The sequence below is a fragment of the Kitasatospora sp. NPDC057965 genome, assembly GCF_042887135.1.
In the GTDB taxonomy this organism is placed as follows: domain Bacteria; phylum Actinomycetota; class Actinomycetes; order Streptomycetales; family Streptomycetaceae; genus Kitasatospora.
Map to the genome: position 1 here is coordinate 24,555 of NZ_JBHVPZ010000024.1, position 21,806 is coordinate 46,360.

The window sequence follows — 21,806 nt, forward strand, 5'->3', positions numbered from 1 at the left end:
CGGGGCACCCGGCGCACAAGCCTCACCCGGTTCCCGGCGGATGCGCCAGACCGACCAGCACCGCAACGGTCTTCTGCAGATCGGCCACTTCGTTCTCCAACTGGATGAGGCGCTGATCCACCTGTGGATTGACGAAGGTGCCGGTGACGACGACGTCTCCTTCGAACCTTCCTGCGTATCCGGTCGGATTCTTCGCCAGCAGAGCCGGCTGGTCCGCGTTCTTCGTTTCCGCCCATACACCGATGAAATTCCGGCTGGAACCCACGACCCCGGCCTGCTCGGTGCTGGTGCCGACAACACCGCGGCCGTCGGGTCCGTCCGCGGTGCCCAGGACCCCGGTACCGCTCCTGGTGTTCCCCTCAACGGCGGTGTGGGCCGCGCTGACTCCGACCACACCACGGCCGGTTGGTGCCGCCTGCCCGAAGAGCGCGTCGCCTCCGGCCGTGTTCTCTCCCTTGACGGCAGGTGTGGCGGCGTCGTTGGAGGTCTCGAAGGTTGCCATGCCATCTTCCCCTCATCGCCTTGAGTCCGGAGACGACTGCCCACTGCACCGACGGCCGGGGTCCGTCCCGCCGGCACGTACGGCTTCCGGTCCAGCAAGTCACCCGATACGTCTGTTTCCAGCCTTCGCCGCCCACCGGACATCCGCAACTCGGACCGTCGGCGAAGCAGCGCGCGCTTCCCTGCACTCCCGAGCCGCCGTCAGCGGGGAGGCCCCGTGAACGTCTCCGCCCGGACCGGCCCGGCCCGAAGCACCCCACCCGTACCGGGAAGCGCGCGCTCTCCGCGCTCTCCGCGCTCTTGCGCCACAAGCCCTGGCCAGGATCGGCGCATGACCAGGGACATACGGATCGAGCAGGCCGAACTCCACTACGAGAACGCCGTGTTCGGCGGTGACGGGAGCGTGCTGGCGGCGGCGGAGCAGGGGCTGGACGGCGTGGAGGCGGAACTGGCGCTGGCCCGGGGGAGGTTGCTGCACGCCCGGTTCCCGGCGGACCGGGTCGCGGACCCTCGCGAGCTGGAGCTGTTCGAGCGCGCCGCCGCGCTCGACCGGGAGCTCGGCGACACCCGGGGCGAGGGCGAGGCGCTGTTCTGGGCCGGGACGTTTCACCAGGTCGTGCGGGACGACGCGCCCGCCGCGCTGCCCGTCCTGGAACGCGCCCTCGCCCTCGCCACCGACGCCGGCGACCTGGTGACCCGGTCCTACGCGCTGCGGCACCTTGGTATCGCCGCCCACGCCGTCGGGCGGCTCGCCGAGGCCCGCGAACGGCTTGAGGAGTCCACCCGCCTGCGCTGGGAGTTGGGCTTCCTGCCCGGCGTAGCCGCCAACCTGGTCGGCCTCGGCTACCTCGCCGCCCAGCAGGACCGGCGCGAGGACGCCGCCGCCCTCGTCGAGGCGACCGAACTGGCCACGACCGCCGAGGCCCACGGCATCCTGCGCCGGATCGCCGAAGCCCGCAAGGATCTCGACCTTCCGTAGCCCCGTCCGCCCTCCCCCGAGCCGCCGAAGCCGCCAGGCCCGCCCACCGCGGTGTGCCCCCGTCAGCCGCCCTGGTAGGCGAAGGCTGCCCAGACGTCGAGGGCGTCGGGGTCGCGGCGGGCGAGGGAGACGAGTTCGGGTGGCGCGTCCGGGGGCAGGCGACGGTCGGGGTCGAGCGCCCACAGCTGGGTGCGGCGCAACGCCTCGACGGGCGGGTCGCCGGCGGCGAGGCGGCCGTGGAAGACGTACATCAGCACGCACACCATCTCGTCCACCACCTCCCAGCGCGAGCCGACCACCCCCGTCGCCCCGGCGGCGAGGAAGGCGCTGGAGAGGGTGAGCGCCTCGTCCACGTCGCCGCCGGTGTGGTCGCTGACGCAGGCGTCGAGGACGACCAGGCCGCCCGGCGAGTCCGGCGGACGGCCCTGGGCCTGGCGCAGGATGTCGCCCACCGGCAGCCGGCCCGACCGCTCCCCGGCCCGCGGGCCGGGCGCGAGCCCGAGATAGGCGTCCAGCGGCGACTCCCCGGACGGCACCGCGTGGCAGGCCAGGTGCAGGACGGACGCCCCGGCCCGCCCGGGCGCGGGCAACGCGGCCAGTACCTCCGCCGGGGTGCCCTCCCCCTCGGCGTCCTCGACGTAGCCGAGCAGCGTGCCGTGCGGGTAGTAGCCGGCGTGCAGGTACTCGGCCTCGGCCTCGGCGAACATCAGCTCCCGGGTCGGGTCGCCGACGACCACCGGCCGTTCGGCGAGCGGCAGCCGGGGCCGCCGGACCACCTCGCAGAACTGCCGCGCGGAGGCCGCGTACGAGATCACCGCCCGTTCCACGGCCCGCACCGGCCGGCCACCGTCCCGCAGCCCGCTGCTGAGCAGCGCCGCGTGCCAGGGGACGCCGCCGAGTTCACCGAACGGCACCAGGACCAGCCGCGGCGGTGCGCCCGGGCCGCGGCGGACGGCCGCCCGCAGGGCGGGGTGACGCAGCAGCGGGCGCAGCACGGTGGTGCCGGCCCAGTCGCAGAGTTCGGCGAGGGTGGCCCGCCAGCGGCGCCGTGCGGCGATCCGCTGCGGGTGCCGGGGCGGCAGGCCGTCCAGGGTGGCCTGCCGGTCCAGGTGCGCCTGCCGGTAGGCGGCGAGCGGACCGCGCCCGGCGGAGCGCACCGCGTCGGCGCGGACCAGGGTGAGCGCCAGCAGGTGCAGGGCGCCCGCGCCGTCCTCGCCGGGCGTGACCAGCACCGCCTCGCCGCTGCGCCCGCCGCCGGGCGGCAGCAGGTAGACGAGGGCGTCGGCGCCGGCCGCGCGCAGGCCGCGGGCGATCTCGTCGAGCGGCGGCGGGGCCATCAGCGCCTCCCCGGCCGGGGAGGCGGCGAGCGCGGTGAGCGCGCGGCGGCGCAGGTCGTCCGGCATGGGGATGCCGGCACCGTCGGGAAGTGAGTCGAGCAGGGTGCCGGGCAGGCCGAGCAGCGCGTCGAAGTCGAAGGGGTCGGCGGCCGGGCCGTCCTGGGGGGCACCACCGGCCAGCCAGGAGTCGGCGAGCTCGGCGTGGCCGGAGGTGCGCAGCAGGTCCGGGACGTCGGTGGTGGCGGTGGAGGCGTGCAGCACCAGGCCCCGGCCCAGCTCCAGCGCCTCCACGGCGGCGCGCAGGTACGGCTCGCCGCCGGGCGCCGCCCCGTCCGGCGGCTCCTGCGACGCCTCCTCCGGCGCCTCCTCCCGGTCGGCGAGGTACCACCGGGCGATGGTCAGCGCCCGTGCGGCGCTCTCCCGGGCCACCACGAGCGCCGGGGCGGCCGCCGCCTGCAGCAGCGTGGCCGCGGCCGCCTCGCGCAGTCCGGCCAGCCCGGCTTCACGGCCCGCCCGCCGGTCGCCCGGCCCGAGCCGCGCGCGGTGGGCGTCGGCGATGAGGCGGCTCACCGCCGCCAGCACCTGGGTGGGCGTCCCGTGCCGCAGCCGTTCGCGCAGGGCCCCGGCGGTGGCCAGCAGGTCGACGGCGTCGGCGGGCCGGCGCACGGTCCGGTAGCGCAGCATCAGCAGGACGGCCCGCAGCAGTTGGGCACGGATGCCCTCCCTGCTGGCGGGGTCGGGGTCCTCGTCGGCGAGGAAGGTGTCGAGGTACCGCAGCGCGGTCTCGACCTGGCGCTCCGAGAAGGCGGCGGACACGGAGAACATCGCGAGCCCGCCGAGCGCGCTGGCCGCCCGCATGGTGAGCATGCCCTTGTGCAGGTGCCCGGCCGGGGTCCGATCCGCCGCCTCCACCATCAGCGCGACGGCGCGTGGCAGCAGTTCCGTCGGCCCGTGCAGCGCGAGGACGAACATGGCCGAGCCGAAGTCGCCGAGGGCCAGCAGCCGCAGGGGGTCGTCCTCGGGGATCGCCGCGACCAGCGGTTCCAGCGCGGCCACCGTCCGGGCCATCGACGGGACGTCGCCGGTCGTCACGGCCACCTGGAGGTCCAGCATCAGCCTGGTCCGCTCCAGGGCCGGCCGTTGGGTGGCCAGGAGCCGCTCCACGCCCGGGTATTCGGAGACCGAGAGGTGCGCGACCACCTCGTCGATGTAGCGGCGGCAGGCCTCCAGGTCCTGGTGGTCACCGCCGACGAGGTAGCGCTGGTAGAGGCTGCCCGCGAGGTTCTCCAGGTAGACGACCCGGTTGACGTCGTCCGGGGCCGCCCGGCGGAACGCGGCGCGCTGGTGGCGGATCGCCGCGTCCAGGTCACTGACGGCGTTGGTGAGCGCGAACCGCTTGGCCATCGCCGCCGCGAGTGAACCGTGCAGCTGCTCGTCCGACCACAGGGCGTCCGGGGGGCGGTCGCGGGCGGAGCCGGCGGATTCGAGCAGGTCGATCGCCCGGTCCAGCTCGGCCCGGTCGGTGGAGAACTCCGTCCTCGACAGGGATGCGTCGGCGAGGTGCTGGAGGATCTCGCCGCGCAGGACGCCGTGGTCCCCCTCCTCCAGGGTGTCCGCCGCCCGGGTGAGGTGGTGGACGGCGTCCTCGATGCGGTACGTCTGCGGTTCGTGCTGGCCCAGCGCGTGGACGAGCGAGCCGAGCACCGCGTGCGACGGCGGCCGCACCGGGTCGTCCTCGGCCATGCCGGCCACGCCCTCGCGCAGCACCCCGACCGCCTCGCGGGCCTCGGCACTAACGGTGTGGCCCTGCCGGCGGGCCAGCGCGGAGAGGGTGTTGCCGAGCAGCCAGCGCACCGTCCCGCCCTGCGGGTGCTCGGGCGGAAGCAGCCGGCGCAGCTCGCGCAGCCGGGCGAGCCGGTGCGCGGCGTCCTCGGGGCGGATACCCCCGCCGTCGCCCCGGGCGGCGTACAGGTCGACCAGCCGGAGGGCGGCGAACAGCCGGAAGGGGGAGTCCAGGGCGGCGGTGGCCGCGATCGCCTCCAGATGGGTGAGGGCACGCTCGGTGCACGGTTCGTCCAGGTCGTCCGGCCCGTCCAGCAGCAGCCGGACGAGGCGTTCCCGGGCCAGCAGCTCGATCGGGTCGGCGACCTCGTCCGGTCCCGGCTCGGCGTCGGGGTCGGGGCGGTACGGCGGCTCCCCGGGTTCGCTCCACGGCTCCGGGTACACCCGTTCGAGCAGGCCCTCCAACACGGCTTCGGCGGCCGTTCGTTCGGCGGCGCCGCGGTCGCTGTCGTTGCCGTCGCTGTCGTTGTCGTCGCGCTCGGCGGCGTCGCGCTCGGCGCCGTCGCGCTCGGCCCGGTCGGCAAGGGCGCGGCCGAGGGTGACGAGCGCCAAGTGGTGCTGCGCGTCGTACGCGGCCTCCGCCTCCTCCGCCGCGACGTCCCCGGCCTCGGCCCGCCGGGGATCGGGTGGCACCGGGACGGGACAGACGATCCGCAGCAGGTCGATCGCCCGGTCCAGGTCCTCCGGGCGGGCCGCCGGGTCGGCGACGCCGACGACCGCGTCGTCCTCGAAGCGCGCGTGCAGCAGCAGCCCGAGCCGGAACACCGCCTCCGCCCACTCCGGCGCCTCCCGGTCGAACGCGGCCATCGTGAAAGCCAACAGCTCCGCCGCTTCGGCCCGTTCGGCGAGCACGGCGGGCCGCAGCTCCTCGTCCTCGGCGAACTCCGGCTGTCCGGCGGCCCACCAGTAGCGCACGGACAGCGTCAGCCCGACCAGGTAGCGCGCCTCGGCGAGCGCCCCCGGCGACACCTCCGGACCCGCCTCCTCCAGCTGGGTGCGCGCCGTCGAGAACGCCGTCAGTGCCCCGGACAGCGCCAGGCCGGCCCGCCGCGGATCGGGCGCCGCGTCGTACTCCTCCAGCAGCCGCCGACCGCGCCCGACCAGCACCTGCACCTCGTCCACCACCGCCACCGGTCCTCCCCTCCCCGCACCACACTCTCGCACGGCGGGCGACCGCACCGCCGACACCTTGTCAATCCCCGCCGCCAACCACCGGAACCACCCCGTCCGATCCTTCGTTCGAGTGGTTTGAACACCACGGCACCGACCGGGAGAGGAGACCGATGCGGCCGCTGCTGCTGATCGACGTCGACGGCCCCCTGAACCCCTACGCGGCCAAGCCGCACCGCCGCCCCGAGGGCTACACCACGCACCGCCTCCTCACCCCGCGCTGGGAGGCCGCCGAGCGCCGCCGCCTGACCGCGTACGGACTGCCCGACAGACCCGCCAAACCCCTACGCGTCTGGCTCAACCCGGAACACGGCCCGTCCCTCACCGCACTGCCCTTCGATCTGGTCTGGGCAACAACCTGGGAACACGAAGCCGACGACTTCCTCGCACCCCTGCTCGGGCTGCCCGCACTCCCCGTCATCACCTGGTCCGAGCCCCGGCAGCAACCCGCGGACGGCGTGTTCTGGAAGACCCCCGACATCGTCACCTGGGCGCGCGGCCGCCCGTTCGCCTGGATCGACGACCAGATCACCGCCGCCGACCACGCCTGGGTCCGCACCCACCACGCCGGCCCCGCCCTCCTCCACCACGTGGACCCGCGCACCGGCCTGACCACCGCCGACTTCACCACCCTGGCCGCCTGGGCCGCCGGCCTGCCGTCCCGGCCTCCGGAGCGGTGAGGACGACCGGCGGTCAGGGCCGAGGGCCGGCGGGGCGGGGGACACCGCCACCTGACCGTAGGACCGATCGGATGGATCATCAGGTCTGATACCCGGCCCGCGCATCGGAGGGACGGTCCGGCGGCTCCTCGTCGCCGACGATCGGCTCAGCAGATCCCCTCCGAACCGCAGGAAGGCCCCGCACCATGAGAAGACGTTCCCCGGCCCGTACGCTCGGCGCGGCGGCGCTCGCCGTCGCCGGGCTGCTCCCGCTGACGCTGGGTGCCGCGCCGGCGGCCCCCGGGCCCGCTGCGGCACCGGTGGCCGTGACCACCGCCGAGGACCACGAGCTGAGCCCGGAGCTCCAGGCGAGGCTGGACGAAACGATCCAGCAGGTGATGCGGGAGGCGGGCATCCCCGGTGTGCAGGTCGACCTGCGGATCCCCGGTCAGGGCGACTACCTGCGGGCGTTCGGCGTCGCCGACAAGGAGACCGGCGCTCCCATGACCGACCGCCTGAACATGCGGATCGGCAGCGAGACCAAGACCTTCACCGCCACCGCCGTCCTGCAGCTGGTGGACGAGGGCCCGGTCGGCCTCGACGACCCGATCGCGAAGTATGTCGACGGCGTCCCGTCCGGCGAGGACATCCGGGTGCGCGACCTGCTCGACATGCGCAGCGGCCTCTTCCCGTACAGCTCGGACGAGGACTTCATCAACGCGTTCCTCGCCGACCCGAACCGCGTCTTCACCCCCGAGGAACTGCTCGCGTACGGCTACAAGCACGAGAACGAGTTCGCGCCGGGCTCGCAGTTCCAGTATTCGAACAGCAACTACATCCTGCTCGGCCTGCTGGTCGAGCGGGTGAGCGGCCGGAGCCTGGAGGCCTTCGTCCACGACCGCATCACCGAGCCCAGCGGGCTGCGCCGCACCCTCTTCCCCCGGGGCACCGAACTCCCCGAGCCGTACGCCCACGGCTACACCGACCAGACCCCCAGCGGCGCGGTCGCCGACTCCACGCACTGGGACCCCTCGTGGGCCTGGTCGGCGGGCGCGCTGGTCTCCGACCTGCACGACCTCAGCCACTGGGCGAAGGACGTCGCCACCGGCACCCTGCTGTCGCCCGGCACCCAGGCCCAGCGCCTGGCCGTCCTGCCGACCGGCGTCCCCGGTGCGGGCTACGGCCTCGGGATCTTCGACATCAACGGGTGGATCGGTCACAACGGCTCGCTGCCCGGCTACGAGAGCCTCACCATCTACCTGCCGGAGGAGTGCGCGACTCTGGTCGTGCTGCTCAACACCGACATCTCGTCCCAGGGTTCCGAACCCAGCACCCTGCTCGGCCGGGCCATCACCAGCGTGATCACCCCCGACCACGTCTACGACATCCCGCCGGGCAAGTAGCCCCGAGGCCGGAAACCGGGCGCCGGAGTGGGAAGTCGGACCAGCCGACTTTCCACTCCGGCGGGGTGCCGGGCGGTCCGGCCTGGCAGGCTGGGCGGGTCGGGGCCTCCGGCAGGGACGACGGGACGAGGGGCGGGCGGGGTTCATGAGGGGCGGCAGCGAGGGCGGCGGGGCTGCGACTCCCCCGCCGTTCGATCCGGAGTTGAGTGCCGCGCTGACGTCCGCGGGGGCGGTGGCGCGGGGGCCGGTCACCCCGGAGAACCTCGCCGCGTGGCAGGAGCGGGACGCCGCCGTCCGCCCCCGCCCGACCGTGGAGGTGCTGCGGGACGGCGGGCGGTTCGAGGTGGCGGAGCTGGACGCGTCGGGCGTACGGCTGGTGAGTGCCCGGCCCACCGGGGCGGGCGGGCCGCTGCCGCTGCTCTACTACCTGCACGGCGGCGGTCTGATCACCGGCAACGCCTGGTCGGTACTCCCCCGGCTGCTGCGGGAGTTGGCCGAGCCGCTCGGGATCGCCGTCATCTCCGTCGAGTACCCGCTGGCGCCGGCGGCGCCGTACCCGGCCGCGGTCGAGGCCTGCTTCGCCGGGCTGCGCTGGACGACCGACCGCGCGCGGCGGCTGGGCGTCGACGCCGGGCGTGTCGTGGTCGGCGGCAAGAGCGCCGGGGGCGGCCTCGCCGCGGCGCTCGCCCTGCTGACCCGCGACCGCGGCGGGCCGGCCCCGGTCGGACAGCTGCTGCTGAGCCCGATGCTCGACGACCGCAACAACAGCTTCTCCGCCCGCCAGTTGGCCGGCCACGACACCTGGGACCGGACCTCCAACACGACGGCCTGGCGGGCCGCGCTCGGCGAGCTCCACGGCGCCCCCGAGCTGCCGCCGTACGCGGCCCCGGCGCGGGCCGCGGACCTGTCGGGGCTGCCCCCGGCCTACGTCGAGGTCGGGTCGGCCGAGACCTTCCGCGACGAGGCCGTGGCGTACGCCGACGGGATCTGGCGGGCCGGCGGCGAGGCCGAACTGCACGTCTGGCCAGGCGCGTTCCACGGCTTCGACACCTTCGCGCCGGAGGCGGCGCTCAGCCGGGACGCCCGCGACGCCCGGATCCGCTGGCTCCGCCGGCTCCTCGCGCGCTGAGCACCCGGACGGCAGCGGCTACCGCGCGGCCGGCTGCGGCGGGGAGCCGAGGAGGTCGGCGAGGGCGAGGTGGTCGTGGAAGTCGCGGCTGTGCACGATGAGGCCGTCACGCACGCGCAGTACCTGGAGGTTGGCGACGGTCGACTCCCGCCCGGTGGTGCGGTGGCGGACGTCGTAGTCCCACTCGCCGACGACCACCTCGGGGTCGTCGGTCGCGCGGACGACGACGTTACGGGCGCCCAGGTCCAGCGGCGAGTGCTCACCGACGGCGAGGAAACGCTCCCGCAGGGCCTCGCGCCCCTCCAACCTGCGCGGGCCGACCGGCTCGAACACCATCTCCACCACGGCGTCCTCGGCGTAGAGCCCGGCCAGTTCGGCGAACCGACCGGCCGTGATGCCGTCGAGCAGCGCGTGGAAGACCTCGCGCGGCGAGCGCGTTTCGGACATGATCAACCCCCGGAACGATGTGTGCGCCACCGGAACCGGACCGGCGACTCCGCTTAGACCATACGGACTGACCACTCCGGTTGTCCAGGGCCGGGCGTCCGTCGTTCCTGCCAACGAGAAAAGGGAGTTGGAGAGTTGACCGGCACTCAGGACCGTCCGCTTCGGGCGGACGCGGCCCGCAACCGGGCCAGACTGCTGGACGCCGCCACCGAGGTGTTCACCACTCGGGGCGTCGGCGTCCCGACCGAGGAGATCGCCCGCGCCGCCGGGGTCGGGGTCGGCACGCTGTTCCGCCACTTCCCCACCAAGGAGGCGCTGCTGGAGGCGGTGATGGTGCGCCGACTGGAGACGGTCGCCGCCGGGGCGGCCCGGGTGGCCGCCGAATCCGCGCCCGCCGACGCCCTGTTCGCCTGCTTCCGGCTGATCGCCGAACAGTCGGTGGGCAAGAGCGCGTTCGCCCAGGCGCTCACGGCGGCGGGGGTCGACGTCCACACCTCCCTGCGCGCCCCCTCGGCCGCGATCCGCGAACTGCTGGCCGACCTCCTGCGGCGCGCCCAGCTCGCCGGCACCGCCCGCCCCGAACTGACCCTGCCCGAACTCCTCGCCCTCCTCGTCGGCACCAACGCCGCCCTGGAGCAACTGGGCCCCGACCCAGCCGCCCGCGAGCACATCCTGACAGTCCTCCTCGACGGCCTGCGCCCACACTGACCCCGAGCGGGAGTAGGAAGTCGGCCGGCCCGACTTCCCGCTCTCGCACGCGCATGGATCGACGGAAGCGGAGCAGAAAGTCGGCGGGCCCGACTTCCGAAGCCCACCAGCCACCCGACTCCAAGTTGCCTACGCGCATGGATTGCGCGGGCGGGTGGGGTGGGAAGTCGGCTGGGCCGACTTCCTACTCCGCCGCGGGGGTGGGGAGGCGGCGGGTGGTCCAGAGGGCGAGGTAGCAGGCGAGGGGGAGCATGAGGAGGAGGGCGGCCCAGAAGGCGGCATGGCCCCAGAGGGTGGCGAGGGAACGGAACCAGGGGCCCAGGACGGGGATGCGGAGGGCTTCGAAGGGGCCCAGGGGCGGGGGCCAGGCGCCGAGCACGGCCGTGCCGACCGCGGAGCCGGCGAGGAGGCGGCGGGCCGCGCCGGGGGTGGCGCAGGCGGCGAGGAAGGCGAGGAAGGCCAGGAGCAGCAGGTAGTCGGCCTGGTAGGCGGCGCCGACCTGGCCGGTGCCCCAGGACTCCGGCGTGAGGTGGCGGTCCCGGTCGACGACGGCGATCCGGACCTCGACCGCCGACCACAGCAGCAGGGTCAGCACGAGGGTCCCGCCCAGCCAGAACAGCAGCCGGTCGCGGAAGCCGACGACCCCGCCCCCGCGGGCGGCGCGGCGGCGGGCGGCGGCGCGCCGACGGTCACCGGCCGCCCGTTCCGAGGCCGTGTGGGCGGAGGTGAGCAGCCAGGTCACCGGGCGGTTGTTGAGGTACAGCGCGAGCACGATCGCCGCCAGCGCGCCGACACCCGTCCAGTTCTCCATTCCGCCACCGAACCTGACCACCCGGTCGACCACCGGCTGCGGCGCTTCGAGCACCGTCATCGGCGGGCCGAGGTGCAGATAGCCGATGGTGAGCGAGGCGGCGACCACGAGGAACAGCATCCGCCGCCCGACCCGGGCCGGGAACGCGACCACCGCCACCGCCGCGACCAGCACCGCACCGAGCTGGCCGGCCGTCGCCAGCGCCGCGGCCTCGCCGACCGTCCGCAGCGGGCCGTCGAAGGGACCGCCCGGCAGCAGCCGCCCGCCCGCGCCGAAGTCGACGGCGAACCGCAGCACCGCCCCCGACCAGAGCGTGAGGCCGAGCGCGAAGAACAGCAACACGGCCGCCACCGCGCGCCGGGGCAGCGCGGTGCGTGCGCCGCCCCACCAGGCGCGCACATCCACCTTCCGCTCCCCGCGGGCGCGCCCGCGATCCGCGCCGCCCGCCCGGACGCTGCGCACCTGCAGCACGGCCGCCGCCGCGAGCACGCCCCGTCCGTCGGCCGTCGTCGGATCGGCGGCGAGCGCGCGGCGGCTGAGGTCCGACCACCGACGGAAACCGTCACGATCACCGATACGCACCCGCGCCGCCACGGCCTCGACGGCGGCGGCCGCCCGCTGGACCCCCGTGGGCAGCGCCGCCAGCGGGCCCGGCAGCAGGGAGAGCCGCCGGACGACGGCGCGCCGCTGCTGCTGCGGCTGGATGGCGAGCAGCAGCACCCAACGCCGCGCGGCCGCCCGTTCGTTCGCGGTCAGCCCACCGCCGCCGGTGCGCCCGCCGAGGGTGCGGGCCTCGCGCTCGACCGCGTCCAGCACGGCCGCCGTCCCGCTGAGCGCGAGCAGCCGGGCGCAGGCCCCCTCCCGGCAGTCGGCGTGCCCGCAGTGGAAGCGGGCGGCGAGCCCGACCAGCCCGGCGGTGACCAGCTCCTCGACGAATCCCGGCCCGTCGGCCTCCCCCGCCAGCTGGGCGAGCCCGGCCGCGTCCACCCGGCGGTCCCGCACGTACGGGACGGCCTCCGGCGTGAACGCCACGCCGAGCGCCAGCACCGCCCGGGAGGCCGCCGCCGACTTGTCGGCCGGGGTGCCGCGCTCGACGTCCTTGAGGTAGTGCAGGTCCAGGACGGTGTCCTTCACCTCGTCCCGAAGCCAGTCGCGCAGCCGCCGCGCACCACCGCTGACCAGCCACGCCGCCGCGTCCGCCGACCGTCCGAGCAGCGCCTCGGCGAGCGCGGCCGGATCGCGGAAGTCCTGGCCGCGGAAGGCGATCGGACGGTGCGCGGGCGGAGTCGGGACGGGCTCGGGCTGCGGCGGGTCGACCCGGCTGCGGACCACCTCCGGGCTGCCGCCGGTCAGCCACGCGCGCACCTGGTCCGCCGTCCAGCGGTCGGCGGGGTCCTTGGTGAACAGGCCCTGGAGCAGCAGTCGGCGGCGCTCGTCGGGGATCGCCGAGACGTCCACCTCGGCGTCCATCACCAGCCGGATCTGCAGCGCCTCGTCGCTGATCAGCCCGCCGTCCGCGCGCCGGTAGCGGCCGGCGCCGGTGAACACCTCGTAGAGGATGGTGCCGAGCGCCCACCACGGGCCCGCCGGATGGTTGTGGCCGGCGAGCTGTTCGGGCGCCATGTAGGCGACGGTGACCTGCATGTCGGCGGAGAAGCGGCGGCTGGCGGTCAGCTTGGCGACGCCGCCGAAGTCGGCCACCACGAACTGGGCGGCGGAGCGGCCGTCCGTCCCGGCGGGGCGGACCAGGATGTTGGCGGGCTTGAAGTCGACCGGGTTGCGCGCGATGGTGCTCTGCCAGAAGGCCAGCAGGTCCACCAGTTCACGGATGATCCGCTCGCTCTCGCCGCGCCGGTCCAGGCGGCGCCGGGTGCGCAGCTCGTCGACGTGGTCGGCGAGGGTGACCGGGAGGTACTCCATCGCCATCCAGTCGCACAGCGCGCCCGCGTGCTCGACCTGGCCGTGGCCGAGGATCTCGGGGACGTGCCGGCGGAAGACGGGGTCCCCGGCGAGGTGGGCGAGGAGTTCGGTGTCGGCCCGCACACCGGGGTTGCCGACCTTCACGGCCGCCTCGCCGGCGCCGTCGGCGCGGCGGACGTGCCAGACGGTGCCCTCGCTGCCGGAGCCGACGGGGCCCAGGGGGTGGTAGCGGTCGGTGAGGGCGGCGGGGAAGGCGCCGGACGGGTCGGAGGCCGACGCGGCGGGGGTGGCGGGTTCGGCCGACTCGCCGGGCTCGGCGGGTCCGGCGGGTCCGGCGGGTCCGGCGGGGCCGCCCGGCCGCTGGACGCGGGTGGGGGCGCCGCGCTGCACGCGGGTGCGCGGGCCCGGGACGGCTCCACTGGGGCCGGGGCCGGGAGCGGGGGTCGGGCGCGCGCGCTGGACGCGGGTGCGCGGGCTCTCGGCGGCGGCGGTGGTGCCGCCGTCCCCGGGGTCCGGCTGCGGGGGCCGGCCGCCAGCGCGGCCCCGGCCGTTCGCCCGCCCGCGGCCCTGCTTGCGGGTGGCCGGGCTCGGCTCCGGCGGTGTGTCGGCCATCGCGCCGTTCTCCTCCTCGCGTCCCCCGCTCACCGGGGTGCGCCGAACTCGTCGATCTCGATCACCTGGGCGTCCACGTCCAGCGCGAACCGCAGCCGCGCGCCCGGCCCGACGCGGGTCGGGGTGGTGATCCGGCGGCCGTCGACGAACGTGCCGTTGGTCGAGTCCAGGTCCTCGACGTGCAGCGCGCCGTCGATCCAGCGCAGCCGGGCGTGGTGGCGGGAGAGCTGGTCGAGGGCGGCCAGGCCGGGGACGGCGGCGCAGTCGGGCTCGTCGCGGCCGACGGCCAGTCCGCCGCCCCCGCGCCGGCCCTCGGCGCGGACGGGCAGCAGGGCCCCGGCGATCACCAGGGCGAGCCGGACCACCGGCTGCCGGGCCGGTCCGGCCGGACGGGCAGGACGCGCCGGACGGGCTGGACGCGCCGGACGGGTAACCGGCCCGGGCCCGGGCCCGGGCTCACGGTCCGCGGCGTCGACGGGCGGCGCGGCCTGCGGTGCCGGCGATGTGGGTGGCACAGGCGGCGTGGGTGGCGCAGGCGGTGTCGGCGGCGAGGGCGGCGGCGTGTCCTCGACCGGGTCGTACCGCTCCAGTTGCTGGAACATGTGCACCTGGCAGTACCCCCGGGTGGCCGAGGTCGGACACTCCCCCGGCGCGCCCACCGGGCAGCGGTAGATCACGGTCGCCAAGAGTTCTCCCGAAGTGTCACGCCGCGCCGGACCAGGTCGCGTTCGATCCGGCTCAGGTCCCCGGGGCGCGGCACCCCGATCACCCGGACCTCGCCCTCGCTCACGTGCACCTGGAGTTCGGGCCGCTCCGGCCGGTGCTCCAGGAAGGGCGCGTACCGCTCGCGGCCGAGCGCCGTTCGGGTGACGAGCCGCTGGTTGGCCGAGCCGCGCCAGGCCAGCCGGGTGGGCTGCCCGGCCCGGTAGCGGCCGGTGATCACCGCGTCCGCCCCGTCCAGGGCGGCTGCGGTGGCCGGGTCGGCGGCCAGTTCCTCCGGCTCCCAGCCGGTGTACACCAGCAGGTCGGCGACGGCCCCGGCCCGGCGGCGTTCCGCGTCGGCGGCGGCGAGCAGCGCGGCGAGGGCCGCGGGCTGCTCCAGGGGTTCGCCGCCGCTGACGGTGAGGCCGTCGAGACCGTCGGCGAGCGCGGCCTGCCACAGGGCGGCGAACCGGTCGACCGTCAACTCCCGCCCGGTGGACGGGTCCCAGGTGTGCCGGGACATGCAGCCGGGGCAGGCCAGCGTGCATCCCTGGAACCAGACGCCGAGCCGTCGGCCGGGGCCGAGCGCGGTCACCGGCCTGGAGACCTGGGCGACCAGAGCGGCCGGGACGACCGGGCCGGCCACGCCGGCCGTCCCGTCCGCGCTCAGGCCGGCCACCGTTCGACCTCCAGGCGGTAGCCCTCGCCGTCCTCGTCACCCTCGACGGCGACCACCTCGATCCGGTCGCCGCGCCGCGGCGGGGTCCGGAAGATCTCCCTGGCCAGCGGGTTGACCAGCGCCGACTCGACGGCGGTCAGCACACCGCGACCGCCGTGGTCCAGCCGCCGGGTGGCCTCGACCCGCAGCACCTCCCAGGCGTCGTCGGAGAGGGTGAGTGCGGCGCCGTGGACCTCCTGGACGCGGGACGCCACCGAGGCGATGGCCTTGTCGAGGATCTGCGGCACCCACTTCTCCTGCATGAAGTCCATCGGGATGAAGTTGTCGCCGAAGCGGTTGCGCAGCTCGGGCCGCTTGATCTGGTCGTTGAAGAAGACGTCGAAGGCGTCGCGCAGAGCCTGACGCACCATCACCGGATCGTCGTGACGGCTGAGTTCCCGCCGGACCGTGCGAGGCCCGGCGCTCCCGTACGCCCCGGCGCTCCCGCCGTTCCCGCCACTCCCACCGCTCCCGGCGCTCCCGTCCGCGACCGCCGCCCCGCCGCCGGGCTCCTCGCCGTCCGCCTTGGCCCCGCCGTTCGGCGGATCGCCCACCACCATCGCGGTGATGCCGAGATTGGAGGTGAAGATCAGTACGCACTCGGTGAAGTAGACGGTGGCACCGTGCCCGTCGGTGAGCCGCCCGTCCTCCAGGATCTGCAGGAAGAGGTCGAACAGTCGCGGGTTCGCCTTGTCGATCTCGTCGAAGAGCAGCACGCTCATCGGGTTGGCCCTGACGGCGTTGGTGAGTTCACCGCCCGCGTCGTGGCCGACGAAGCCCGGCGGGGCGCCGATCAGACGGTCGCGGGCGTGCTCCTCGGCGAACTCGCTCATGTCGAAGCGGATCGGCCGGGCGTCCTTGCCGAGGATCATCTCGGCTACGCCCTTGGCGAGTTCGGTCTTTCCGACTCCGGTCGGGCCGGACAGGAAGAGCGTTCCGCGCGGCCGGCTGGGCGAGCTGGAGGCCTGGGCGCCGTTGAGCCCGGCCGCCGAGCGCATGAAGATCTCCAGGGTGCGGCGGACGGCGTGCGGCTGGCCGATCACCTTGCTGTTGAGGAACTCCTCACCGTCGACGATGCGTTCGCGCAGTTCGGCGGTCGCCCACGGGTTGTCGAGCACGCCGATCCGGTAGAGGCGGGCGGCCTCGTCGAGCCGCTGGACCGGAAGGCCGCGGTCCAGGGCCATCCGGCCGATCGCCATCACCTCGGAACTGCCCATCCCGTGCGAGGAGTTGGCGAGCGCCTTGGTCGCCGCCGCGGTCTCCTCCGCGGTGAGGGACGGTCCGCCGGTCGCCGCCTGGTAGCGGGCGAGTCCGCCGACCACGTGCCGCGCCGCCGCGAGCCGCTGGTCGTGCGGCGGCTCCGGCACGTTGATCACCCGCAGGGCGCGGCTGCCGACCGCGAACTCCCTGGGCAGCTCCTCCTGCCGCTCCACCACCCAGACCACCGTGTTGTACGGCGTGACCGCGGTCGCGCCCTGCACCGGCCGCGCGGTGTGACCCAACTCCTCGGCTGCGGCGAAGAGTCGGGCGGCTTCACCGGCGACGGGCGCCTGCGGCGACCCCAGCCGGCCGGCATACGGGACGACCAGGGCGATCGGCGGGCCGGGGTGCTGGACGACGGCGACCATCGCGTCGCGCAGACGGTCCAGCATGTCGGGCTCACCGTCGTCGCCCTCTCCGGAACCACCCTCACCGGAGCCGTTCGCCGCCGGACCGTTCGCCGCCGAGCCGTCCGACCGCTGACCGCCGCCGCCGCGCCGCCACCGCTCGTCGCGCTCGACGAACTCCCGGATCGCCCGGGGGATCTGCTCCACCGTGGCACTCAGCCGCAGCAGGGCGATGCGGTCGTTGACCTGGTCGACAAACGCGATCGCCCCGTACTCGCGGGCCGCGCAGAGCGATTCGACCACTCCGCCGAGGCTGTACGGCGCGAGCGTCTCGCTGCTGCCGGCGGCGTGGTCGTCGGGCAGCAGGTACTGGTCGCGGACGTTGCCGGTGAGCAGCACCTGCGGGTAGACGGTGAGCGCCATGTCCAGCTCGCGGATCCAACTGGGCGTGCCGGTGGCCGGGTTGTCCTCGTCCGGCGCCGCCGCGGCGTCCTTTCGCAGGTCCGCGCGGTCCTCGGGAGGGGGCTCAGCGGTCACGGTGGCGCTCCTGCGGCTTGGTGCGGAAGCCGGTCGACTCGGTCCTGGCGTCGCGCTTCTTCGGCTTCGGACGGCGGCGCGGCGGCGCGGCCTCGGACGGCGGCTGCGGCCACCAGCCGCCCGGGACGAGTCCGGCCGCCAGCGCGCCCGGCGGCATCGCGGACGTCCGCTGCAACTGGACACCGCGCTGCCGGATGCCGTCCTCGATGGCGGGCAACTGCTCGTCGCAGAACCACTCCTGGACGGCCTCGTCCCGTTCCTCTTCCTCCTCCGCGCCCTGTTCCCCGTCGGCGGTGCCGGCGTCGTCGCGGCGGACGACCGCCGTGGACAGGGTCGCCCGGTCCGGTGCGAGCACCAGCCGCAGCCCGTAGCCGGAGGCGGGCGGCTCGTCGTCCGTCTCCCCCGCGCCGGATGTCGCCGTACGCCCGGGGTCCGGATCGCCGAACGGCACCACCACCTCGCCCTCCTCGGCGAGCAGGTCCGCGAAGTCCGCGCCCACCTGGTAGTCCCGCTCGCGCAGCACCTCGGCGAGCGCCGCCGCGACCGGCGCCCGGTGGCGGCGCGCGTCCGCCCGGGCCACGGCCGCCTCCACGGCGGGCCGCAGGTACGCCGGGTCCTCGGCGGCGGCGAGGTCGGCGACCAGCCGGTCCCGGTCGGCCGGCTCCGCGTCCTGGGCCAGCTCCACCAGGGCGGCGCGTTGTTCGGCGCGCTCCTCCTCGCGGGTGCGGCGCTGCACCGAGTGCTGGACGAGCGCGGCGAGGTCGGTGAGGGTCGTCCGGACGTCGGAGACGGTACCGGCCGCCTTCAGGGTGCGCACCAGGCCGGCGACCCGTTCGAGGTCGACCGGGTCGCAGCGGGGCACGTCGCGGTCCAGGATCGCCTGCGCCTCGACGAGGGCGCCGGACCGGACCCGCTCGATCCGCTCGACCCGTTCACGCTCGGCGGCCTCGGCGGCGGAAGCGGCGGAAGCGGCGGCCTCGGCGGCGGCCACGGGATCGGCTGCACCACCCCGGCCGGAACGGGCCGGACGCGGGCGTTCCGGTTCGACCACCGCCTCCGGCAGCACCGCTGACCAGACGTCCTGGACCGCCTCCTCCAACTCCCGCGCCGCACGCGCGTTGGCCGCCCACGCCCGCTCGACCGCCCGCGTCAGCTCGGCCTCGTCCGCCCCCGCCCGGACGGTGACCGTCTCCACGGTCACCCGGTCCGTCCGGTACGCGCGCCGCAGCCGCTGGGCCTCGCCGCGCAGCCCCTGCGCCTCCTCGCCCAGCTCATTGAGCTTGGCCCGCAGCCCGGCCCGGCGCTCCTCGGCGGCCAGCCTGGCCCGCAGCGCCACCCGGGCCTCCTCGGCCTGCCGGAGGTTCGCGGCGCGCTGGGCCTCAGCGGCCAACCGGGCGCGCAACTGCCGCCGGCGCTCGGCCTCCTGATCGACGTAGGACCACCCGTATCCCGCAGAAATGCTCACCGGCCGCCTTCCGAGCGCGAGTCGTGACCTGCGGCACGAACCGGGAACGCGCCACATGTCGAACGACCGCTCGCACACCGGCACCGCCCCCGAGGTGCTGCTGAGCAACCATCATGCCGCAGAACCGGCCTGATCCGTCCTGCCTTTGCGAATCCGAGATCACCGCCCGCGGAGCCCCGCGACGCGCTACCCTGGCGGACGGCCGACAGGCGCGCAGCAGAGCTGCAGAACAGCAGATCGGACCGGGAGCGGGACCGGGAGCGGGCGGGGGGGGTGAGGGACGATGGTGCCGGAGGACGTACTGGCAGCCCTGCGTGAGCACTGGGGCGAGATCTGGGAGCTCCTCGACGAGCCGTCCCGGGCCGGGCTCCGGGCGCTCGCCGCGGACACGACCGGCGATCCGGAGCGCATCGCGCGCAAGGTCCAGCGACTGGTCCGCGCCGCCCTTCCCGACGGGCACCCGGTGCGCCGGCTCCTCGACGACAACGTGCGCTACGCCCGGGGCGGCGGCGACGTGACGGCGTCCGGTACCAGGGTGGTCAGCGTGGGCAACCTCGGGGCGGTGCTCCTGGGGCCGCCCACGCCGCCCGACGACGCCGACGACTGGCTGCTCGCCGCGGACTCCGTCACCGCCGCCGACTACCGGGCGGGCGGGCACGACCCCGCCGACCCCGACCTCATCCGGCTGACCGACCGCCAGGGAACCGTCCGCCTCCCGTCCTTCCAGTTCGACGACGACTCCGGCCGCCCGCTGCCCGTCGTCGTGGCCGTCAACCGCCTGCTCGACGCCGACGACGACCCGTGGGGCGTGGCGGACTGGTGGCTGGGCGCCAACGCCTGGCTGGACGCCGTGCCCGCCCGCCTGCTGGGAACCGCCGGTGAGCACACGCTGCTCGCCGCCGCCCGCGCCGAGATCGCGGAGTGGTGAGGGCATGCCCGACGTGAAGGTCCCCGCCCCGACCGTGCGCGCCACTCCGCACCGCGACATCCTGCCCGCCGGCACCGTCCTGCACCGCGTGCACCTGGCGGCGTACCCGGCCACCGCGTTCAACCCGAACCCCTCCGACACCCACTACGAGGGCGGCCGGTTCTGCTCCTACCAGGGCGACGGCGCCCACCTGCCGTACCTGTACGCCGGGTTCTCCGAGCGGACGGCGGTGATGGAGACGCTGGTGCGCGGCGTCCCGTTCGACGAGCGCGGCTGGCGGCGGGTCCGGCGCGCCGCGGTGCGGGGCAGGGTGCTGTCGCGGATCGAGACCACCTGTGACATCCCGTTGGTCGGCCTGATGACGCTCGACCAGCTCGCGGCCGTCCACCAGGACGAGTGGCTGATCCACTCCACCCCCGAGGCCTACCCGCACACCCGCCGCTGGGCGGCCTGGATCCGCGGCCAGGCGCCGTGGGCGCACGGCCTGCGGTGGCCGTCCAAGCGGGACCTGGGGAGCAGCGCCTGCATCCTCTACGAGCGCGGCGACGCGCCCGCCATGGTCAAGCCGGCGGGCCCGGCGCCGGTCGCGCTGGACACCGCCGAGGGCGCCGAACTGCTCAACCGCCTCCTCGCCCCGGCCCGCACCCGGATCGACCCGCCGCGCCGGTAGGGCGCGGCGGGACTCCGGCGTTCCGGCGTCACCCCTTCACGGCGCTCACCGGGTCACGGGCAGAGGCGGCCCGGGCGGCACTCGGGGTCGGTCGGGTCGGAGCCGCCGGGTCGGTAGTTGGACCACCAGAGCGGGGTGCTGCCCGAGTAGACGACCAGGTTGCCGCTGTTCTGGACGGCGAGGTAGGCGCCCGGGTGGTACGGCGTCCGGCTGTTCCAGACGGCGCGCATGCCGGCGTCGTACGCGACGAGGTTGCCGTCCGCCTGCATGTAGAGGTAGGTGCCGACGCCGTACGTGCCGACGGCCGTCCAGATGGCGACGTTGTTCTTGTACAGCACCACATGCCCGTCCCACTGCTGGTACAGCACGGTGCTGCCGTCGGGTGAGGACCAGCTCTCGCCGCGGTTCAGGCCCGCGGTGCCGTGGATGACGGTCTGGTCGGCGTCGGACACCGCGGCGGCAGCCGGGGCGGCGGGGGCGCTCGCGGCCGGGGCGCCGTCGGCGGCCTGGGCGGCCGTACCGCCCAGCAGTCCGGCCGCCATCAGCACGGCACCGAGGGCGACACCGGTACGGGGGACGAGGGAACGCGCGATCCTCATGACGGACACTCTCCTCAGGTCACTTCTCCTGGTGGCGGGTTGCCTCGAAGAGTCTCACCGCGCGCGGGGCGGCCGGGCAAAGGTCTTCGACGCTCCTCGAATCCGGACTCGACCCCGTCGGGCCGTTCGGGCCATCCCCGCCTCACTCCGGGTCCGCCTCCACCGGCTCGTCGGCGCGCTGGTCCGCGGTGCGGCCGAGCCGCCAGTAGCCCATGAAGCAGACGGCGTGCCGGTCGTAGCCGCGTTCGCGCACCAGGTGGCGGCGCAGTTCGCGGACGGCCGCCGCCTCGCCCGCGATCCACGCGTACGGCGTGCCGCCGGGCAGTTCGGCGGCACGGACGGCGTCGGGGAGGGCGGGGGTCCCCGGGGTGCCCCGGTGCAGCCAGGTGATGTCGGTGTCCGGGCGGCCGGCGGGCAGATAGGCGTGTTCCTGCGGCCCTTCGACCTCGGCGAAGACCTTCACCGGCAGGCCCACGGGCAGTTCGCCGAGGATCGCGGCGACGGCGGGCAGCGTGGACTCGTCCCCCGCGAGCAGTACCCAGTCCGCCCCGTCGGGCAGCCGGAACTCGACGCCGCCGGCCTCCTCGACCGCCGGCCCGTAGACGATCACCCGGTCGCCGGGCGCCGCCGTCACGGCCCAGCGCGAGCCCGGTCCGTGGTCGCCGTGGACGGCGATGTCGATGTCGACCTCGTCGGGGTCGCGGCGCCGCGCGCCGACGGTGTAGGTGCGCAGCACCGGGCGGACAGCGGGGTCCATCGCCCGCCAGCTCCGGTACCAGCCGAACTCCTCCTCGCCTTCGGGCACCAGGGGTTCGGTCTGCCCGGGGCGGGGCAGCAGGAGCTTCACCCGCTGGTCGAGCCCGCCGTTGACGAATCCGGCGAGGGCGGGGCCGCCGAGGGTGATGCGGGCCATGTGCGGGGTGATCCGGGCGGCCCGGACCACCTGGAGCGGGAAGAGCAGGAAGCGCGCGGGGGCGGTGGTGCTGGTCAGGACCGTCTCCTCTCACCTGAATTTAGGTAAGGCTAACCTGTCTAACGAGGTGTTCGCCTCCGCCCGGCCAC

At 75.4% G+C, this 21,806-nt stretch carries 17 protein-coding genes; 7 read left to right on the top strand and 10 right to left on the bottom strand.

What is annotated here, in order from left to right:
• Positions 1 to 22: 22 nt before the first annotated feature.
• Positions 23 to 502 (bottom strand): hypothetical protein, encoded by a 480-nt coding sequence (locus ACFVVU_RS27715; protein WP_387792942.1) that lies wholly within the window; start codon positions 500 to 502, stop codon positions 23 to 25.
• Positions 503 to 832: 330 nt separating this feature from the next.
• Here ACFVVU_RS27715 and ACFVVU_RS27720 point away from each other — a divergent pair, with 330 nt between their 5' ends.
• Complete coding sequence (locus tag ACFVVU_RS27720; protein WP_387792943.1) at positions 833 to 1,480, top strand: tetratricopeptide repeat protein; 648 nt, start codon at positions 833 to 835, stop codon at positions 1,478 to 1,480.
• Between the two features lie 62 nt (positions 1,481 to 1,542).
• On the opposite strand, the gene ACFVVU_RS27725 is transcribed toward ACFVVU_RS27720, so the two are convergent.
• Entirely contained in the window at positions 1,543 to 5,790 is a 4,248-nt protein-coding gene (locus tag ACFVVU_RS27725) for a CHAT domain-containing protein (RefSeq protein WP_387792945.1), read from the bottom strand.
• 152 nt (positions 5,791 to 5,942) lie between these two features.
• Between ACFVVU_RS27725 and ACFVVU_RS27730 the strand changes: the two genes are divergently transcribed.
• The 3 genes from ACFVVU_RS27730 to ACFVVU_RS27740 all read left to right on the top strand — a co-directional run bounded on the left by ACFVVU_RS27730 (position 5,943) and on the right by ACFVVU_RS27740 (position 9,020).
• Positions 5,943 to 6,509, top strand: a complete 567-nt coding sequence (locus ACFVVU_RS27730; RefSeq protein WP_387792946.1) for a hypothetical protein — start codon at positions 5,943 to 5,945, stop codon at positions 6,507 to 6,509.
• Between the two features lie 185 nt (positions 6,510 to 6,694).
• Positions 6,695 to 7,891, top strand: coding sequence for a serine hydrolase domain-containing protein (locus tag ACFVVU_RS27735; protein WP_387792948.1), 1,197 nt, complete (start codon positions 6,695 to 6,697; stop codon positions 7,889 to 7,891).
• 145 nt (positions 7,892 to 8,036) lie between these two features.
• The gene (locus ACFVVU_RS27740) at positions 8,037 to 9,020 is read left to right on the top strand and encodes an alpha/beta hydrolase (protein WP_387792950.1); all 984 of its coding nucleotides are present in this window, start codon (positions 8,037 to 8,039) and stop codon (positions 9,018 to 9,020) included.
• A gap of 18 nt (positions 9,021 to 9,038) precedes the next feature.
• Here ACFVVU_RS27740 and ACFVVU_RS27745 read toward each other — a convergent pair whose 3' ends face one another.
• Complete coding sequence (locus ACFVVU_RS27745) at positions 9,039 to 9,467, bottom strand: nuclear transport factor 2 family protein (protein WP_380681754.1); 429 nt, start codon at positions 9,465 to 9,467, stop codon at positions 9,039 to 9,041.
• A gap of 135 nt (positions 9,468 to 9,602) precedes the next feature.
• Here ACFVVU_RS27745 and ACFVVU_RS27750 point away from each other — a divergent pair, with 135 nt between their 5' ends.
• Positions 9,603 to 10,175, top strand: coding sequence for a TetR/AcrR family transcriptional regulator (locus tag ACFVVU_RS27750; protein ID WP_387792952.1), 573 nt, complete (start codon positions 9,603 to 9,605; stop codon positions 10,173 to 10,175).
• Between the two features lie 184 nt (positions 10,176 to 10,359).
• Here the strand turns inward: ACFVVU_RS27750 and ACFVVU_RS27755 are convergent, their stop codons facing one another.
• The 5 genes from ACFVVU_RS27755 to ACFVVU_RS27775 all read right to left on the bottom strand — a co-directional run bounded on the left by ACFVVU_RS27755 (position 10,360) and on the right by ACFVVU_RS27775 (position 18,547).
• Positions 10,360 to 13,518 carry a hypothetical protein gene (locus ACFVVU_RS27755; protein ID WP_387792954.1) on the bottom strand — a complete coding sequence of 1,053 codons (3,159 nt, stop codon included), beginning with the start codon at positions 13,516 to 13,518 and terminating at the stop codon, positions 10,360 to 10,362.
• 29 nt (positions 13,519 to 13,547) lie between these two features.
• Positions 13,548 to 13,883, bottom strand: coding sequence for an FHA domain-containing protein (locus ACFVVU_RS27760; protein ID WP_380681760.1), 336 nt, complete (start codon positions 13,881 to 13,883; stop codon positions 13,548 to 13,550).
• Between the two features lie 308 nt (positions 13,884 to 14,191).
• Complete coding sequence (locus ACFVVU_RS27765; RefSeq protein ID WP_387792956.1) at positions 14,192 to 14,899, bottom strand: 4Fe-4S cluster-binding domain-containing protein; 708 nt, start codon at positions 14,897 to 14,899, stop codon at positions 14,192 to 14,194.
• Positions 14,887 to 17,082, bottom strand: coding sequence for an AAA family ATPase (locus tag ACFVVU_RS27770; RefSeq protein WP_387792957.1), 2,196 nt, complete (start codon positions 17,080 to 17,082; stop codon positions 14,887 to 14,889). The genes ACFVVU_RS27765 and ACFVVU_RS27770 overlap by 13 nt, the downstream gene beginning before the upstream one ends.
• Entirely contained in the window at positions 17,072 to 18,547 is a 1,476-nt protein-coding gene (locus ACFVVU_RS27775) for a hypothetical protein (RefSeq protein WP_387792959.1), read from the bottom strand. Before ACFVVU_RS27775 ends, ACFVVU_RS27770 begins: the two co-directional genes overlap by 11 nt.
• A 283-nt stretch (positions 18,548 to 18,830) precedes the next feature.
• On the opposite strand from ACFVVU_RS27775, the gene ACFVVU_RS27780 reads away from it, so the two are divergent.
• Both ACFVVU_RS27780 and ACFVVU_RS27785 read left to right on the top strand, forming a co-directional pair.
• A complete protein-coding gene (locus ACFVVU_RS27780; protein WP_387792961.1) occupies positions 18,831 to 19,475 on the top strand; it encodes a hypothetical protein in 645 nt (214 codons plus the stop codon).
• Between the two features lie 4 nt (positions 19,476 to 19,479).
• Positions 19,480 to 20,145, top strand: a complete 666-nt coding sequence (locus ACFVVU_RS27785; RefSeq protein ID WP_387792963.1) for an RES family NAD+ phosphorylase — start codon at positions 19,480 to 19,482, stop codon at positions 20,143 to 20,145.
• Positions 20,146 to 20,198: 53 nt separating this feature from the next.
• Here the strand turns inward: ACFVVU_RS27785 and ACFVVU_RS27790 are convergent, their stop codons facing one another.
• Both ACFVVU_RS27790 and ACFVVU_RS27795 read right to left on the bottom strand, forming a co-directional pair.
• Positions 20,199 to 20,744: a hypothetical protein gene (locus ACFVVU_RS27790; RefSeq protein WP_380689997.1), complete on the bottom strand. Its 546-nt coding sequence runs from the start codon at positions 20,742 to 20,744 to the stop codon at positions 20,199 to 20,201.
• 142 nt (positions 20,745 to 20,886) lie between these two features.
• Positions 20,887 to 21,687: a siderophore-interacting protein gene (locus ACFVVU_RS27795; protein ID WP_380689995.1), complete on the bottom strand. Its 801-nt coding sequence runs from the start codon at positions 21,685 to 21,687 to the stop codon at positions 20,887 to 20,889.
• Positions 21,688 to 21,806: the final 119 nt, after the last annotated feature.

Coding starts and splice junctions, on each gene's coding strand:
- ACFVVU_RS27745 (WP_380681754.1), bottom strand. CDS start 9,467: ATGTCCGAAACGCGCTCGCCGCGCGAGGTCTTCCACGCGCTGCTCGAC.
- ACFVVU_RS27735 (WP_387792948.1), top strand. CDS start 6,695: ATGAGAAGACGTTCCCCGGCCCGTACGCTCGGCGCGGCGGCGCTCGCC.
- ACFVVU_RS27740 (WP_387792950.1), top strand. CDS start 8,037: ATGAGGGGCGGCAGCGAGGGCGGCGGGGCTGCGACTCCCCCGCCGTTC.
- ACFVVU_RS27720 (WP_387792943.1), top strand. CDS start 833: ATGACCAGGGACATACGGATCGAGCAGGCCGAACTCCACTACGAGAAC.
- ACFVVU_RS27715 (WP_387792942.1), bottom strand. CDS start 502: ATGGCAACCTTCGAGACCTCCAACGACGCCGCCACACCTGCCGTCAAG.
- ACFVVU_RS27780 (WP_387792961.1), top strand. CDS start 18,831: ATGGTGCCGGAGGACGTACTGGCAGCCCTGCGTGAGCACTGGGGCGAG.
- ACFVVU_RS27785 (WP_387792963.1), top strand. CDS start 19,480: ATGCCCGACGTGAAGGTCCCCGCCCCGACCGTGCGCGCCACTCCGCAC.
- ACFVVU_RS27790 (WP_380689997.1), bottom strand. CDS start 20,744: ATGAGGATCGCGCGTTCCCTCGTCCCCCGTACCGGTGTCGCCCTCGGT.
- ACFVVU_RS27755 (WP_387792954.1), bottom strand. CDS start 13,518: ATGGCCGACACACCGCCGGAGCCGAGCCCGGCCACCCGCAAGCAGGGC.
- ACFVVU_RS27730 (WP_387792946.1), top strand. CDS start 5,943: ATGCGGCCGCTGCTGCTGATCGACGTCGACGGCCCCCTGAACCCCTAC.